The organism is Rubrimonas cliftonensis (assembly GCF_900107585.1).
Taxonomy (GTDB): domain Bacteria; phylum Pseudomonadota; class Alphaproteobacteria; order Rhodobacterales; family Rhodobacteraceae; genus Rubrimonas; species Rubrimonas cliftonensis.
Genome location: NZ_FNQM01000013.1, coordinates 13,838 through 27,853 on the forward strand (window position 1 = coordinate 13,838; position 14,016 = coordinate 27,853).

General features: G+C 71.7%; 11 protein-coding genes. 9 read left to right on the forward strand and 2 right to left on the reverse strand.

Annotated features, from left to right (window positions below; translation table 11 throughout):
- Positions 1–57 precede the first annotated feature (57 nt).
- A complete protein-coding gene (locus BLW43_RS16415; protein ID WP_175478957.1) occupies positions 58–1,635 on the reverse strand; it encodes an ABC transporter substrate-binding protein in 1,578 nt (525 codons plus the stop codon).
- 226 nt (positions 1,636–1,861) lie between these two features.
- Between BLW43_RS16415 and BLW43_RS16420 the strand changes: the two genes are divergently transcribed.
- Positions 1,862–3,229 carry an ArgE/DapE family deacylase gene (locus BLW43_RS16420; RefSeq protein WP_342741624.1) on the forward strand — a complete coding sequence of 456 codons (1,368 nt, stop codon included), beginning with the start codon at positions 1,862–1,864 and terminating at the stop codon, positions 3,227–3,229.
- Positions 3,230–3,272: 43 nt separating this feature from the next.
- Here BLW43_RS16420 and BLW43_RS16425 read toward each other — a convergent pair whose 3' ends face one another.
- Positions 3,273–5,297 carry an ATP-binding protein gene (locus BLW43_RS16425; protein ID WP_175478958.1) on the reverse strand — a complete coding sequence of 675 codons (2,025 nt, stop codon included), beginning with the start codon at positions 5,295–5,297 and terminating at the stop codon, positions 3,273–3,275.
- A 291-nt stretch (positions 5,298–5,588) separates the two neighbouring features.
- On the opposite strand from BLW43_RS16425, the gene BLW43_RS16430 reads away from it, so the two are divergent.
- The 8 genes from BLW43_RS16430 to recJ all read left to right on the forward strand — a co-directional run bounded on the left by BLW43_RS16430 (position 5,589) and on the right by recJ (position 14,014).
- A complete protein-coding gene (locus BLW43_RS16430; RefSeq protein WP_093255124.1) occupies positions 5,589–6,413 on the forward strand; it encodes a transporter substrate-binding domain-containing protein in 825 nt (274 codons plus the stop codon).
- A 23-nt stretch (positions 6,414–6,436) separates the two neighbouring features.
- Positions 6,437–7,159, forward strand: a complete 723-nt coding sequence (locus BLW43_RS16435; protein WP_093255243.1) for an amino acid ABC transporter ATP-binding protein — start codon at positions 6,437–6,439, stop codon at positions 7,157–7,159.
- A gap of 4 nt (positions 7,160–7,163) precedes the next feature.
- Entirely contained in the window at positions 7,164–7,835 is a 672-nt protein-coding gene (locus BLW43_RS16440; RefSeq protein ID WP_093255126.1) for an amino acid ABC transporter permease, read from the forward strand.
- Positions 7,836–8,501: an amino acid ABC transporter permease gene (locus BLW43_RS16445; RefSeq protein WP_093255128.1), complete on the forward strand. Its 666-nt coding sequence runs from the start codon at positions 7,836–7,838 to the stop codon at positions 8,499–8,501.
- Positions 8,502–8,721: 220 nt separating this feature from the next.
- Positions 8,722–9,660: an N-carbamoyl-D-amino-acid hydrolase gene (locus tag BLW43_RS16450; RefSeq protein ID WP_093255130.1), complete on the forward strand. Its 939-nt coding sequence runs from the start codon at positions 8,722–8,724 to the stop codon at positions 9,658–9,660.
- A gap of 37 nt (positions 9,661–9,697) precedes the next feature.
- The gene (locus BLW43_RS16455; protein WP_093255131.1) at positions 9,698–10,612 is read left to right on the forward strand and encodes a LysR family transcriptional regulator; all 915 of its coding nucleotides are present in this window, start codon (positions 9,698–9,700) and stop codon (positions 10,610–10,612) included.
- 155 nt (positions 10,613–10,767) lie between these two features.
- Entirely contained in the window at positions 10,768–11,769 is a 1,002-nt protein-coding gene (locus tag BLW43_RS16460; RefSeq protein ID WP_093255133.1) for a substrate-binding domain-containing protein, read from the forward strand.
- A gap of 454 nt (positions 11,770–12,223) precedes the next feature.
- Positions 12,224–14,014 (forward strand): single-stranded-DNA-specific exonuclease RecJ, encoded by a 1,791-nt coding sequence (gene recJ / locus BLW43_RS16465; RefSeq protein WP_093255135.1) that lies wholly within the window; start codon positions 12,224–12,226, stop codon positions 14,012–14,014.
- Positions 14,015–14,016: the final 2 nt, after the last annotated feature.

Sequence of the window (14,016 nt, forward strand, 5' to 3'; positions counted from 1 at the left end):
TTTGCGCCGCCGCGCCTCGCAGCGCGGCGGCCGGGTTCGAAGATCAGCGCGGACGGGTCACTGCTCCAGCCACACGTCGGCGAAGGAGTTGTAGACGCCGAGCGGGCCGGAGACCGCGTTGTGCAGCTTCGTGTTGTAGACCGTCGTGAACTCCAGCTCGTGCATGAACACGATCGGGCTCTGCTCCACGATGATGTTCTGGAATTTCGCGTAGAGTTCGGCGCGGGCCGCGGGGTCGGTCTCGGTCTTGGCGGCGTCCATCAGGGCGTCCGTCTCCGGGCTCGACCACTTGGTGCCGTTCACGAACACGGTGCCGGGGCGGATCTGGTTCGAGTGGTACTGGCGGTGCACCCCGAGCACCGGGTCGGGCATGCTGAACAGCCAGTTGGACGAGAGCGCATAGTCGTAGTCGGTGTAGACGCGCTTCAGCCAGGTTGCGACGTCCTCGTAGCGCAGCTCGGCGGCGACGCCGATCTCGGCGAGCACCTGCTTGGTGTACTCGCCGAAGCGCCGCCACTCCTCGCCGTAGGGCGTCATGTCGTGGACGATCGAGAAGCGCACGCCGTCGGCGCCGCGCGGATAGCCGGCGTCGTCCAGCATCTTGTTGGCCGCGGCGATCCTGTCGTCCACCTCGAAGCTCGGCACGTCCGCGGTGTAGATGCCGGAGGCGGCGAAGTTCGAGCTGATCGGGCCGGTGGCCGGCTTGCCGAAGCCGAACCAGATGTTCTCCACGACGAACTCGCGGTCCATCGCGGTGGCGACGGCGCGGCGCACCGCCGGGTCGTCGAAGGGCTTGGCGTCGACGTTGAACTGCAGCTGCATGATGGGCGCGAAGTACTCGTAGCCCTTGGTCGTCACCTCGATGCTGTCCATCTCCTCAAGACGCGGCACGTCGATGTTGGGGATGGCGCCGAAGGCGGCGAAGTGGAGCTCGCCGTTCTCCATCGCGGCGGTGCGCGTGGAGGCGTCGGCGATGAAGCGCACCACGACGCGGTCGAGGTAGGGCCGGCCGTCGCGCCAGTAGTTCTCGTTCTTGTCGAGCCGGACGTACTGGCCCTTCTGCCACTCGACGAACTTGAACGGCCCGGTGCCCACGGGGGCGTTCGCCGTCTCGTTGGCGCGGATGTCGGTTCCCTCGAAGACGTGCTGCGCGACCATGGGCGACTCGTAGCCGTTCAGCGCCACCATGAGATAGGGCGCGGGTTCGGAGAGCTTCAGCACGGCCGTCAGCGGGTCGGGGGTCTCGACCGCCTCGATGATCGAAAGGGTGGCGCCGCCGCGCGGGTGAACCTCGCGCAGGACGTTCATGATCGAGAACTGCACGTCGGCGCTGTCGAACGCCTCGCCGTCATGCCAGGTGACGCCGTCCTGAAGGTTGAACGTCACGGTGAGGCCGTCTTCGGAGACCTCCCAGGACTTCGCCAGCGCAGGTTGGATCTCGAAGTCCCATCCCAGCGTGACAAGGCCCTCGTAGACCTTGGTCGCGACCTGGCCGATAGGGCCCGAGGTCGAGAGATAGGAGGCGAGGTTCGGCGGCTCGGGCTGCGTCACCATCACCATGGTTCCGCCGCTCTCCTGAGCTGACGCGGATGCGGCGGCGGCGGCCAGGGCGGCGCCGAGCATGAGGCTTCTCATCGGATGTCTCTCCTGTCGTCGCAGTTTTTTCGTTGTGACGGACGCGCCGCCGGTGCGGAGAAGAGCAGGACTCCTGCGCACTGCAACTGCTGTAGCCGGCGGTGAGCTCAAAAACCACTGCCGAACATGTTTTCGCCTGATTTTCAGGCAGAAAAGCGCAGCTTTCTTGCGCCTGGCCGATGGGCGGCGGCGCGGGACGGCTCCGGTCCGCCGCGAGGAAGCACGCATGCTGCGCAGCGGCTACGTCGGCGCCCGATTGACGCGCGGGGCCAGGCGCGACCAGATGGACCTGCCACAGGAGTTCGCCCGGATGACGCAAGACCCCGCAGAAGCCGCGATCCTCGCCGCGGTCGACCGGAATTTCGACGCCCAGATCGCCTTCACGCAGGAGCTTGTGCGCCGCCCCTCGCTGCGCGGGGCCGAGGCGCCCGTGCAGGACTTCGTGCACGACGCCTATCGCGCCCGCGGCCTCGCCGTCGACCGCTGGCGCGTGCGCGAGGCCGACATCGCCGCACATCCCGGCTTCTCGCCGGTGGCGGTCTCCTACGAGAACGCGTGGAACGTGGTGGGCACCTGGCGGCCCGAGGTCGAGCGCGGGCGGTCGCTGATCCTCAACGCCCATGTCGACGTGGTGCCGACCGGGCCGGAGGACATGTGGACCGATCCGCCCTTCGAGCCGGTCATCCGCGACGGCTGGCTGTACGGGCGCGGCTCGGCGGACATGAAGGCCGGGCACGCCGCCAACCTCTTCGCCTTCGACGCCATCCGCGCCGCCGGCTTCGCGCCCGCGGGCCGCGTCCACCTGCAATCGGTGGTCGAGGAGGAGAGCACCGGCAACGGGACGCTGTCGACCCACCTGCGCGGCTATGCGGCCGACGCCGCGCTGATCCCCGAGCCGGAGGACGAGATGCTCGTCCGCGCCAACGCCGGCGTCGTCTGGTTCGCGGTGGAGGTGCGCGGCAGGCCGGCGCACACCCGCGTCATGGGCGAGGGCGTCAACGCCATCGACCTGGCCTATCGGCTGATCTCCGCGCTGCGGGGGCTGGAGGCGCGGCGCAACGCCGAGCGCGTTGCGCACCCGCATTTCGCGGCGCTGGAGCATCCGCTCAATCTCAACATCGGCCGGATCGAAGGCGGCGACTGGGCGTCGATGGCGCCCGCCTGGTGCCGCTTCGAGGCGCGCTTCGCGCTCTATCCCGGCGAGCGCGCGGCAGACACCCGCGCGATGGTTGAGGCCTGCGTGGCCGAGGCGGCGGCCGCCGACCCGGCGCTCGCCAACCGCCCGCCGACCGTCACATGGCACGGCTTCATGGCGGAGGGCTATGTGCTGGAGCCGGGCGGCGACGCCGAGGCCGCGCTCGCCGGCGCCCATGCCGACGTGTTCGCCGCGCCCCTGCGCAGCTTCACGAGCCCCGCCTATCTCGACAGCCGCGTTCACGCGCTCTACGACCGCATCCCGGCGCTCTGCTACGGCCCGAACTGCCGCGACATCCACGGCGTCGACGAGGCGGTGGAGATCGAGTCCGTGCGCCGCGTGACGCGCACCATCGCGCTGTTCATCGCGCGCTGGTGCGGACTGACGCCGGCGCGCTGACGCTGGCCGGCGGCGAGCTGGCCGCGGGTTCCCGGCGCGTCGTTCAGGGCGCCTTTCGCGCCGCGGCCGCCTCGTCGACCGTCGACCGGGCCGGCGGGTCTCGCTCAGGTGCAGGGCCGCCGCCAGAGACGCCGGCCGGGTCGAGCGCCTGCAGGGCGGCCGGGCGGAACGGGCGTTCGACGACGCCTGCGCCAGGGGCCGCCTCCGCCTCGTCGATCCAGGCCAGCCTGAGCACATGCGGGCCGCCGAACCCGGCGTCGTCGGTGATGGCGAGGGCGACGGGCGGCGGCGCGCCGGCGCCGGTGCGGTAGCCGGCGGCGGCGAGCGCCTCGGCGACGATGGCGGCTTCCTCGGGGTCGGCCACCTTGACGACCGCCGTCGCGCCCGCCGCCGTCTGCGTGATCACCGGCCGCCGGTCGAGCGCGACGAGAGGCGCCTCGAACCAGAACGAGGAGCCGACGCCCAGCTTCGATTCCACGCCCAGCTCGCCGTCCATCATCGTCGCGAGGCCGCGGCAGATGGCGAGCCCCAGCCCCGACCCGCCCGAGCGCCTCGTGGCCGAAGCGTCGACCTGCTCGAAGCGCCCGAAGATCGTCTCGATGTGCGCGGGCGCCACGCCGATGCCGGTGTCGTTCACGGCGATCCTGACGATCCACCGCCCGTCCTCGCGCCACCGCCCGCCGATCTCGACCCGGATGACGCCCTTCTCGGTGAACTTCAGCGCGTTGCCGACATAGTTGACGACGACCTGCCGCAGGCGCGCGAAGTCGCCGCTCAGCAGCCGCGGCGCCGTCGGCTCCACCCTCACGAGGAAGCGCAGCTTCTTCCTGCGGGCCGCGATCGCGAGCGCCGTCAGGTGCTCTCCGGCGAGCGCCTCCGTCGCGAACGGCTCCTCGCGCAGCTCCATCATCCGCTCCTCTAGGCGCGAGAAGTCGAGGATGTCGCCGATGACGCCGCCGAGCGAGATCGCCGTCTCCTTGATCAGCCGCACCATGGAGCGCTGACGGCCGTCCAGCGTCGTGTGCGAGAGCAGGTCGCTAAGCCCGATCACCCCGTTCAGGGGCGTGCGCAGCTCATGGCTCATGACGGCGAGGAACTCGGATTTCGCCTTGTCCGCCGCGAGGGCGCGCTCGGTCATGCCGCGCAGCATCGCTGTCCGCTCGTCGATGCGCCGCTCAAGTTCGCGGCGGCCCGTCTCCGCGTCGGCCATGGAGGCCAGGCGGTCGAGGTTGACCGCGTGGACCGTATGGCACGACACGATGAGCAGGGTGAGATAGGCGAGCGTGTAGAGAAACGCGCTCGACCACACGCCGCCGTCCTCCTGCGCCATCATGGCGAGCGATGAGAACGTGCCCGCCAGAACCGCGATCGAGCCCACGAGACTGTGCGGCTGAAGCAGGATCCAGCCCGCCATCGGCAAGGAAAGCATCATCACGAAGACCGCCGGGTTCTCGCCGCCGCCGCGGCTCGCGACGAGGAAATAGAGCAGCATGACGGTGCCCAGCATCCCGAACCCCGTGACGAGCGCGACGGCGAGATCGCGGGTCATGCCGCGCCACTCGCGAAGGTTCGATGCGACGGCCACAAGGCACAGCGTGGCGTAGAGCGCGCCCACGGCGTTCAGGCCGCTGGCGGCGAGAACGTCCGTCGCGCCGGTCTCGCCGCCGATCAGCGCATGCGCCGCTCCGGCGGAGGCGGCCGTCACGGCGGCCCCGCAGGCCAGGAACACGAGGTACTGCGTGATGCGCGGGGACGCAGGCCGGGCACGTACGGCGGCGCGCATGGCCCGCCAGCCGAGGAAGCCGCCCGCGGACGCGCCCGCCGCAGCCGCCGCGATCTCCTGAAGGGGCGCGTCGAGCAGAAGGTGGCCGACCGCGACCCCGGTCGTCGCGGCGAGTACGCCCGGACCGCGCAGCGACAGCGCGCAGGCCAGCGCCACGCCCGACCACAGCGGCAACGCCAGCCGCCCCGGCCCGTCCGGCGCGACGATGTCGGCCAGCAGAACGCTCAGGGTCGCGACGGCGCACGCCAGCGCCAGCTGCCCCGCCGGCGCCAGTCCGTCTCGCAAAACCTGCCTGAACCGCATCCTGAGCCGCTGGAACTGAGCCTATGGGTCGCCGCGCGCGCCCCATCGATAGGCGGTTGAAGCCTAAGCGCCCGCTAATCCGCGGGACATCGGGCCTTTCGACGCGCGCTCAAAATTTCGGCACGCTGCGCGATCTATCGGCGAGGCGATGGATGAGGCCCGAAAAACTGCTCAGGGTTATCGATTGTCTCTGGTTCGTGGCGCGTCGCGCCCCGTAAGCTTTCCTCCGCGACAAGCCTCGCGCGAGGCGCCAGCCGACAGGGAGAACGGGAAATGAGGAAGATCATGATCGGCGCGGCCCTCGCCGCGCTCGCCTGCGCCGCCGTGGCGCAGGAGAAATACACCGTCGCGCTCGACGGCACCTTCGCGCCCCACGCCATGCCGAAGCTGGGCGGCGGCGTCGAGGGCTTCAACGTCGACCTCGCCAACCTCATCGGCGAGCGGCTGGGCGTCGAGATGGACATCGTCGCCACGCAGTTCTCCGGCATCCTGCCGGGCCTGCAGGCGGGCACCTATGATTTCGTCGTCGCGCCGACGACGATCACGCAGGAGCGCGCGGAAAACCTGCTGTTTTCCGAGGGCTACCTCAACACCGACTTCCAGTTCCTGATCCCCGCCGACGCCGAGGACGTCACCGACCTCAAGCAGCTCGCCGGCAAGACCGTCGCGGTGAACAAGGGCTCCGCCTATGACAGCTGGGCGCGCGGGCTGGCCGAGGAGATCGGCTGGACGGTCGAAAGCTACGGCACCAACACCGACGCGGTGCAAGCGGTGATCGCCGGGCGCGCCGACGCCAACGTGGCGGGCAACACCGTCTCCGCCTGGGCGGCCAAGAAGAACTCCGCAGTCAAGCTGAGCTACCTGCACGAGACCGGGCTGGTCTGGGGCATGCCGTTCCGCCAGGACGACGCCGCGACGCGCGACAAGGTCGAGGCCGTCATCGAGTGCCTGAAGATCGACGGGACCATCGCGGGGCTTTCGGAGAAGTGGTTCGGCGTCACGCCTGCCGCCGGTTCGGCCGCCGTCACGCCGCAGCCGGGCTTCGGCCAGCCGGGCTTTCCCGGATACGAGGATGGCGGCCACAAACCCTCCTGCTGAGCCGCGGCTCCGCCGTGCCGCCCATCCTTGAGCTGATCGGCCTGCGCAAGCGCTTCGGCGCGCTCGATGCGCTGGCCGACGTCAGCCTGTCGGTGGCGCCGGGCGAGCTGGTGTTCGTGCTCGGGCCATCGGGCTCGGGCAAGAGCACCATGCTGCGCTGCTGCAACCTGCTGGAGCGGCCCGACGAAGGGGCGGTCGTTCTGGAGGGGCGCGACATCGCCGCGCGCGGCGTCGACCTCGACGCCGCGCGCAAACGCATCGGCATGGTGTTCCAAGCCTTCAACCTCTACCCGCACCTGAGCGCGCTCGCAAACGTCACGCTGGCGCTGCGCAAGGCGCTGCGCCTGCCGCGGGCCGAAGCGGAGGCGCGGGGCATGGCGGCGCTCGACCGGGTGGGCCTCGCCGACAAGGCGCGCAACATGCCCGGCCAGCTCTCGGGCGGGCAGCAGCAGCGCGTCGCCATCGCCCGCGCCATGGCGCTGGAGCCGGCGGTGATGCTGTTCGACGAACCGACCTCCGCGCTGGACCCGGAACTCGTCGACGAGGTCCTCGCGGTGATGCGCGAACTGCGCGCCGCCGGCATGACGATGCTCGTCGTCAGCCACGAGATGCGCTTCGCCCGCGCCGCCGCGGACCGGGTGGTCTTCATGGACCGCGGCGCCGTGGTCGAGCAGGGCCCGCCCGAACGGATCTTCGAGGCGCCCCGCTCCGAGCGGCTGCGCGCCTTCCTTTCGCGCAGGGCCTGACGCGATGGGGTTCGCCGACGCCTTCCTCGACATGGCGGTGATCGCCCGCTACGCGCCGTCGATCCTCAGCGGCATGGGCGTGACGCTGGCGCTGGCGGTGCTGATCGTGCTGGCCGGGACCGCCGCAGGGCTGGCGCTCGCCTGCCTGCGGGCGACGGGCTCGCGCCGGCTGTCGATCCCCATCGTCATCTTCGCCGACGTGTTCCGCGCGCTGCCGCCGCTGGCGCTGATCCTGCTGGCCTATTTCGGGCTGCCGAACGTCGGCGTCTCGCTGTCGAGCTTCATGGTGCTGTTCACCGTGCTGGCGCTGGTGCTCGCCGCCTTCGCCGAGGAGATCTTCTGGGCCGGGATCGCCGCGACCCCGAAAGGCCAGTGGGAGGCCGCGCGCTCCACCGGGCTCGGCTTCCGGTCAACGCTTTTGTGGGTGGTGCTGCCGCAGGCCGCGCGCATGGCGGTGGCGCCGCTGACCAACCGCGCCATCGCGATCACCAAGATGACGGCGCTGGGCACGGTGATCGGCGTGCCCGACATCCTCAACCAGGCGACGACCGCCGTCTCCTTCTCCGGGGACGCCTCGCCGCTGACGCTCGCCGCGCTCGCCTATGTCGCGATCTTCCTGCCGCTGGTGATCGCCTCGCGGCGGCTGGAGCGGCGCTTCCAGTGGCGGCGACTCTAGATGGACGCGTTGGCCGCCCAGTTCTTCGACCTCTCGATCATGGCCGCGGCGCTGCCGATGGTGATCGAGGGGCTGTGGATGACGCTCGCGCTCTGCGCCGTTGTGGTGCCGATGGGGCTGGCGGGCGGGCTGCTCGTGGCGCTCGCAGCGCTCTCGCCCAAGCGCTGGGTGCGCTGGCCGACCATCGCGCTGATCGACCTCTTTCGCGCCCTCCCGCCGCTGGTGCTGCTGATCTTCGTCTATTCCGGGCTGCCCTTCGCCGGCGTGCGGCTAGACCCGTTCGTGGCGGTGGCCTTCGCCTTCCTGCTCAACAACGCCGCCTATTACGGCGAAATCTACCGCGCCGGCATCGAGTCGGTGCCGCCGGGGCAGATGGAGGCCGCTCGCTCAACGGGGCTGTCGCAGGCGCAGGCGATGGCGTGGGTGGTGCTGCCGCAGGCGGTGCGCAACGTGCTGCCCGACCTCGTCTCCAACACCGTGGAAGTGGTGAAGCTGACCTCGCTCGCCTCGGTCGTGTCGCTGTCGGAGATGCTGCACCAGGCCGATCTGGCGCGTTCGGTAACCTACAACGCCTCGCCGATCGTGCTGGCGGCGGGGATCTATCTGGCGATCCTGTGGCCGCTGGTGCGGCTGGTCGGGCGCTTCGAGCGGCGGATGGCGTCGTGACCGGCTCAGCGGCAGCCGCGCGGCGCCGGCCCGACAGCGCGCTCCCGACAGGAGGTCGAGAAGGCGCCTGGCTCGTCGCACAGGTTCCCGGCCATGTGCTAGGCGGAACCGCGCCAGTCGATCGTGTCGCAGCCGGCCAGCGCCAGCAAAACCACCCGCATCCGACGATTCCCACTTCGATGCATGCCCCCGAAACCTCTTTACGATGAAAGGCGACCCCATGCGTGAAATCGTCCTCGGCGCGGCCCAGATGGGGCCGATCCAGCGGGCCGACAGCCGGCAGGCGGTCGTGCGGCGGATGATCGACCTGCTGGAGCAGGCCCATGGCCGGGGATGCACGCTGGTCGTCTATCCCGAACTGGCGCTGACCACCTTCTTCCCGCGCTGGCTGATGGACTGGGCCGAGGTGGACGACTGGTTCGAGCGCGAGATGCCGAACCCCGCCACCGCGCCGCTCTTCGACCGCGCCAGGGCCCTCGGCGTCGCCATCAGCTTCGGCTACGCGGAGCTGACGCCGGAGGGGCGACGGTTCAACACCCACATCCTGACCGACCGGCAGGGCGCGATCGTCGCGAAGTACCGCAAGGTCCACCTGCCCGGCCACAGCGAGCACGACCCCGACCGCGCCTTCCAGCACCTCGAGAAGCGGTATTTCGAGCCCGGCGACCTCGGCTTCCCGGTCTGGCGCCTGCCGGCCGACATGGGCGGCGCCGTCGCGGGCATGATGATCTGCAACGACCGCCGCTGGCCGGAGGCGTGGCGGGTGCTGGGGCTGCAGGGGGTCGAACTCGCGATCCTCGGCTACAACACCCCCAGCGTGAACAGCCAGCAGGGCGAGGAGGGGCTGGAGAAGCGGCTCTACCACTCCGAACTCTCGGTCTGCGCCGGAGCCTACCAGAACGCGACATGGGCCGTCGCCGTCGCCAAGGCGGGCGACGAGGACGGCCACCCGCTGATGGGCGGCTCGATCATCGTCGACCCCGACGGCTTCGTTGTCGCGCGGGCGGAGACCGAGGCCGACGAGCTGCTCGTCCACGCCTGCGATATGGACGCGACGCGCTTCGGCAAGACGACGATCTTCGACTTCGCCCGCCATCGCCGCATCGAGCATTACGGGCGCATCTGCGGGCAGACCGCCGCGACACCGCCGGCGGGCTGAGCGTGCGGGCGGCGGCGCGCAGGGCGGAGGGCCGGGCGTGAGCCGGGTCGCCGGCGGCCCGGAGCTGCCGCTGCGCCTGCTGGAGGTATTCGCCGCCCTGATGCGCGAGCGCACCACGGTCAGGGCGGCCGAGGCGCTGGGCGTGTCGCAGTCCTCCGTCTCAACCGCGCTGGCGGCGCTGGAGGAGCGTCTAGGCTTCGCGCTGTTTCAGCGTCGCAATCGCCGCCTCGTCCCCACCGCCGAGGCGCTGAGCCTCCACCGCGAGATCGAGCCGGTCTTCATCATGCTCGACGGGATCGAGGCGCGGGCGCGCGACCTGCGCTCGGGCTCGGCGGGGCGGCTGCGGGTGCTGGCGACGCCGCCGCTCGGGCACACGGTCGCGCCGGTGGCGTTGAAGCGGTTTCTCGACGGCCGCTCGCAGGTCTCGGTCGACTATGACGTGCGGCGGGCCGACTCCGTCATCGAGGCCGTCGCGTTCGGGGCCGCCGACGTGGGCCTCGTGCTCGGCATGGAGAACCGCGCGGACGTCGAGGCCGAGGTGATCGAGGCGGCGGCGATGGTGGCGCTGGCGCCGCCGGACCACCCGCTCGCCGACGCCCCGCGCGTCGGCGCCGCGGACGCCGCGGCGGCGGGCTTCGTCGGGCTGCACGCGGGGTCCCGGCTTGGGCGACTGCTGCGCGGCGCCTTCGTTGAGGCGGGCGCGCCCTACGCGCCGCGCGTCGAGGTGCGCTACTGCCACACTGCGGCGGTGCTCGCCGAGGCCGGGCTCGGCGTCGCCGTGGTGGACCAGTTCACGGCGCGCTTCGTCGACAGGCGCGCGCTCGTCGCACGGCCTTTTCTGCCGGCGATCTCCGCGCCCTGCATGCTGCTGACGCGGAAGGAGGCGCCGCCGTCGCGGCTGGTCGCGGCCTTCGCCGAGGAAGTCCGCAGGGCGGCGCGCGACTGTCGCTGAAGCGGTCGGCGGAGATGGCGCACGGCCGCGCGTTCGAGGCGCGACCCGCCGCCATGGCTTCGCGCCGCGGCGTCGCGTAAGCCTGTTCAGGATTGCGCCGAACCGGCTTGCGCCGGATCAGCCCCGCCGCCGGCCCGCCCGAAGGACGCCAGAGCATGAGCGACGCCGATCCCCTTGAGCTTTCCATCGCGACCTGGGACCATGACCGTACCGTTCCCGTGCTGGACGGCCGCGTTCCGGTCGCAGGCGTTGCGGTCAGTCCCACGATCCTGCCGACGACGCAGCTCTTCGCCATCGCGGCGCAGGAGGCGCGCTTCGACGTCACCGAGTTCTCGCTCTCGACACACATCCTGCAGGTCGCGCGCGGGGAGCCGGCCTACACCGCCGTGCCGGCCTTCGTCTCCCGCGCTTTCCGGCACAACGGCTTCTACCGCCGCAAGGGCTGCGGGATAGAGAGCCTCGCCGATTTCCGGGGCCGCGCCGTCGGCGTGCCCGAATACCAGATGACCGCCGCGCTCTGGATGCGCGGGATCATGGCGGACGACTACGACGTGGCCGCGCATGAGGTCGCGTGGCGCAACGGCGCGCTCGACGCTGGCGTGCGTCGCGAGCGGCTCGCGCTGACCCCGCCGCCGGAGCTGTCGATCACGCCGATCGAGGACGGCGACACGCTGCAGGCCATGCTGCTGCGCGGCGAGATCGACGGGCTTCTCGCCCCGAAGCCGCCGCAGGCCTTCCTCGACGGCGACGACCGCATCGAGCGGATCTTCCCCGACTTCGAGGCCGCCGAGCGCGAGTGGAACGCCCGCACCGGGTTCTTCCCGATCATGCATGTCATCGCGGTGCGCCGGACGCTGGCCGAGGCCCATCCTTGGCTTCCGCGCGCGCTCTACGAGGCTTTCGGGGCTGGCCGCGACCTGGCGCTCGAGCGGCTGAAGGACGTCTGGCTAGGCTCCGCGAACCGGCTCAGCCTGCCCTGGCTGAACGCCTCCGTCGAGCGCACGCGCGCCGCCCTGGGCGAGGACTGGTGGCGCTACGGCTTTGCCGGCGCGCGCGCGGAAATCGAGGCGATGTGCCGCTACTCCGTTCAGCAGCACCTCTCGCCCCGCCGGGTCACGCCGGAGGAGCTGTTCCATCCCTCGGTGCTGGAGACGTGAAACCGCTGCGATTTCAGGGAGCGGCTTCTGTTTAGAACGGCCGGAATGCCCGAATTTCAGCCTTTCGCCCTGCCGCCCTGCTGAGCGATGAGGGCCGCGCCCTCCCTCGGGTGGGCGTTTCGCGACGGCTGTACGGCGTGGTTCATGGCGCAAACAACTTCATCGGTTCAGCGGGTTGCGCCGCTGCAGCGCGCCCTCCCTTGGGGGGTGAGCCGCGCCCGGAAAACCCTCCGGGGGAGGGTTTTCAACGGCGAACGGGCGGAACCCCGGCGGGAGGGCGCGGCCCGTGCTGGTCGCATGGGCCAAGGGTCCAGCGGCGCGCCCTCAGGCCACCGGCGACCTTGGCGCCAACCCGGTCATTGGCCAGCACACATTGCCCCCGCAGCGGAAACAACTGCGCAGCTGCGGCGCACCGCATCTGGCGTTCGGCTGCGTCTTGCGCCATAGATGTCGTATGTTGGATGCAGCGGCATATCTTGGGGTGGCGCGCTCGGTCGGCGGGCGGCGCTGGGTTGGTCCGAGCGCCGCGGTGGAGCGGATGGGCGCCGCAATCGCCCAGAGGGCTGGCGTGACGGAGATCGTCGGCCGCGTGCTCGCGGCGCGCGGCGTGGCGCCGGAGGAGGCGGGAGCCTATCTCGCGCCCTCGCTCAAGGCGCTGATGCCGGACCCCTCCACCCTGCGCGACATGGACGCCGCCGCCGAGCGCCTCGCCCGCGCCGCGCGCGATGGCGAGCGGATCGCGGTGTTCGGCGACTACGACGTGGACGGCGCCTGCGCCTCGGCCATGCTGGCGCGCTGGCTGCGCCATTTCGGCGTCGGCGCCACGCTCTACATCCCCGACCGCATCGACGAGGGCTACGGTCCGAACGACCCCGCGATGGCGGCGCTGGGCGCGGTGCACGACCTCGTGATCTGCGTCGACTGCGGCAGCCTCAGCCATGGGCCGGTCGCCGCGGCCCGCGCCGCGGGCGCCGACGTGCTGATCGCCGACCACCATCTCTGCGGCGAGACGCTGCCGGAGGCGCTGGCGGTGGTGAACCCCAACCGGCAGGACGAGACGGCGGGGCTCGGCCCGCTCTGCGCGGCGGGCGTGACGTTCCTGCTGATCGTCGCGGCCAACCGCGCGCTGCGGCGCCTCGGCGTCGCGACGCCCGACCCGTTGCCGCTGCTCGACCTCGTGGCGCTGGCGACCGTCGCCGATGTCGCCCCGCTGACCGGGCTCAACCGCGCCTTCGTGCGGCAGGGGCTGAAGGTGCTCGCCGCGCGCGGCAACGCGGGCCTGCGCGCGCTCGCGGACGTCGCCCGGCTCAGCGGCCCGCCGGGATCGTTCCATCTAGGCTACATGCTCGGCCCGCGCATAAACGCCGGCGGGCGCGTCGGCGAGGCGTGGCTCGGCGCCCGGCTGCTCTCGACCGAGGACGTCCGCGAGGCCGAGGCCGTCGCCGCGCGGCTGGAGGCGCTGAACGAGGAGCGCCGCGCCATCGAGGCGGAGGTTCTCGCCCAGGCGCTCGCGCAGGCGGAGGCGCGCGGCGCCGACGGCCCGCTGGTCTGGGCCGCCGGGCCGGGCTGGCACCCCGGCGTCGTCGGCATCGTCGCGAGCCGCCTGAAGGAGCGCTTCAACCGCCCCGCCGTCGTGATCGGGCTGGACGCGGCCGGCGACGGCAAGGGTGAGGGCAAGGGCTCTGGCCGCTCGACGCAGGGCGTCGACCTCGGCTCGTCGATCGCCGCGCTGGCGCGCGAAGGGCTGCTGCTGAAGGGCGGCGGACACCGCATGGCGGCGGGGCTGAGCGTGGCCGGCGACATGGTCGAACCTGCGATGGCGCGGCTGGCGGAGCTGCTGGCGCGGCAGGGCGCCGGCCGCGAAGGCCCGTCGGACCTCCGGCTCGACGGCGCCGTGGGCCCCGGCGCGGCGACCGTGGCGCTGGCGGAGACGCTGGAGCAGGCGGGCCCCTGGGGCGCCTCGGCCCCCGCGCCGCGCTTCGCCGCCCCCGCCGTGCGCATCGCCTCGGCGCGCATCGTCGGCGCCGGCCATGTGGCGCTGCGGCTGAGCGACGGCGCCGCGAGCCTCGACGCCATCGCCTTCGGCGCCCTGGACGCGCCGCGGCCCGGCGCCGACAGCCTCGGCGACTTCCTTCTCGGCCGCGCGGGGGAGCGCGCGCACCTCGCGGGCCGGCTGATGCTCGACGACTGGAAGGGCCGCCGCCGAGTAAAGCTGCAGCTCGACGACGCAGCGCCGGCGTTCTGAAG

Excerpts from the sequence above, each read along its gene's own strand:
- BLW43_RS16415 (WP_175478957.1), bottom strand. The coding sequence starts at position 1,635 with ATGAGAAGCCTCATGCTCGGCGCCGCCCTGGCCGCCGCCGCCGCATCC.
- BLW43_RS16430 (WP_093255124.1), top strand. The coding sequence starts at position 5,589 with ATGAGGAAGATCATGATCGGCGCGGCCCTCGCCGCGCTCGCCTGCGCC.
- BLW43_RS16450 (WP_093255130.1), top strand. The coding sequence starts at position 8,722 with ATGCGTGAAATCGTCCTCGGCGCGGCCCAGATGGGGCCGATCCAGCGG.
- BLW43_RS16460 (WP_093255133.1), top strand. The coding sequence starts at position 10,768 with ATGAGCGACGCCGATCCCCTTGAGCTTTCCATCGCGACCTGGGACCAT.
- BLW43_RS16445 (WP_093255128.1), top strand. The coding sequence starts at position 7,836 with ATGGACGCGTTGGCCGCCCAGTTCTTCGACCTCTCGATCATGGCCGCG.
- recJ (WP_093255135.1), top strand. The coding sequence starts at position 12,224 with ATGTTGGATGCAGCGGCATATCTTGGGGTGGCGCGCTCGGTCGGCGGG.
- BLW43_RS16420 (WP_342741624.1), top strand. The coding sequence starts at position 1,862 with ATGCTGCGCAGCGGCTACGTCGGCGCCCGATTGACGCGCGGGGCCAGG.
- BLW43_RS16440 (WP_093255126.1), top strand. The coding sequence starts at position 7,164 with ATGGGGTTCGCCGACGCCTTCCTCGACATGGCGGTGATCGCCCGCTAC.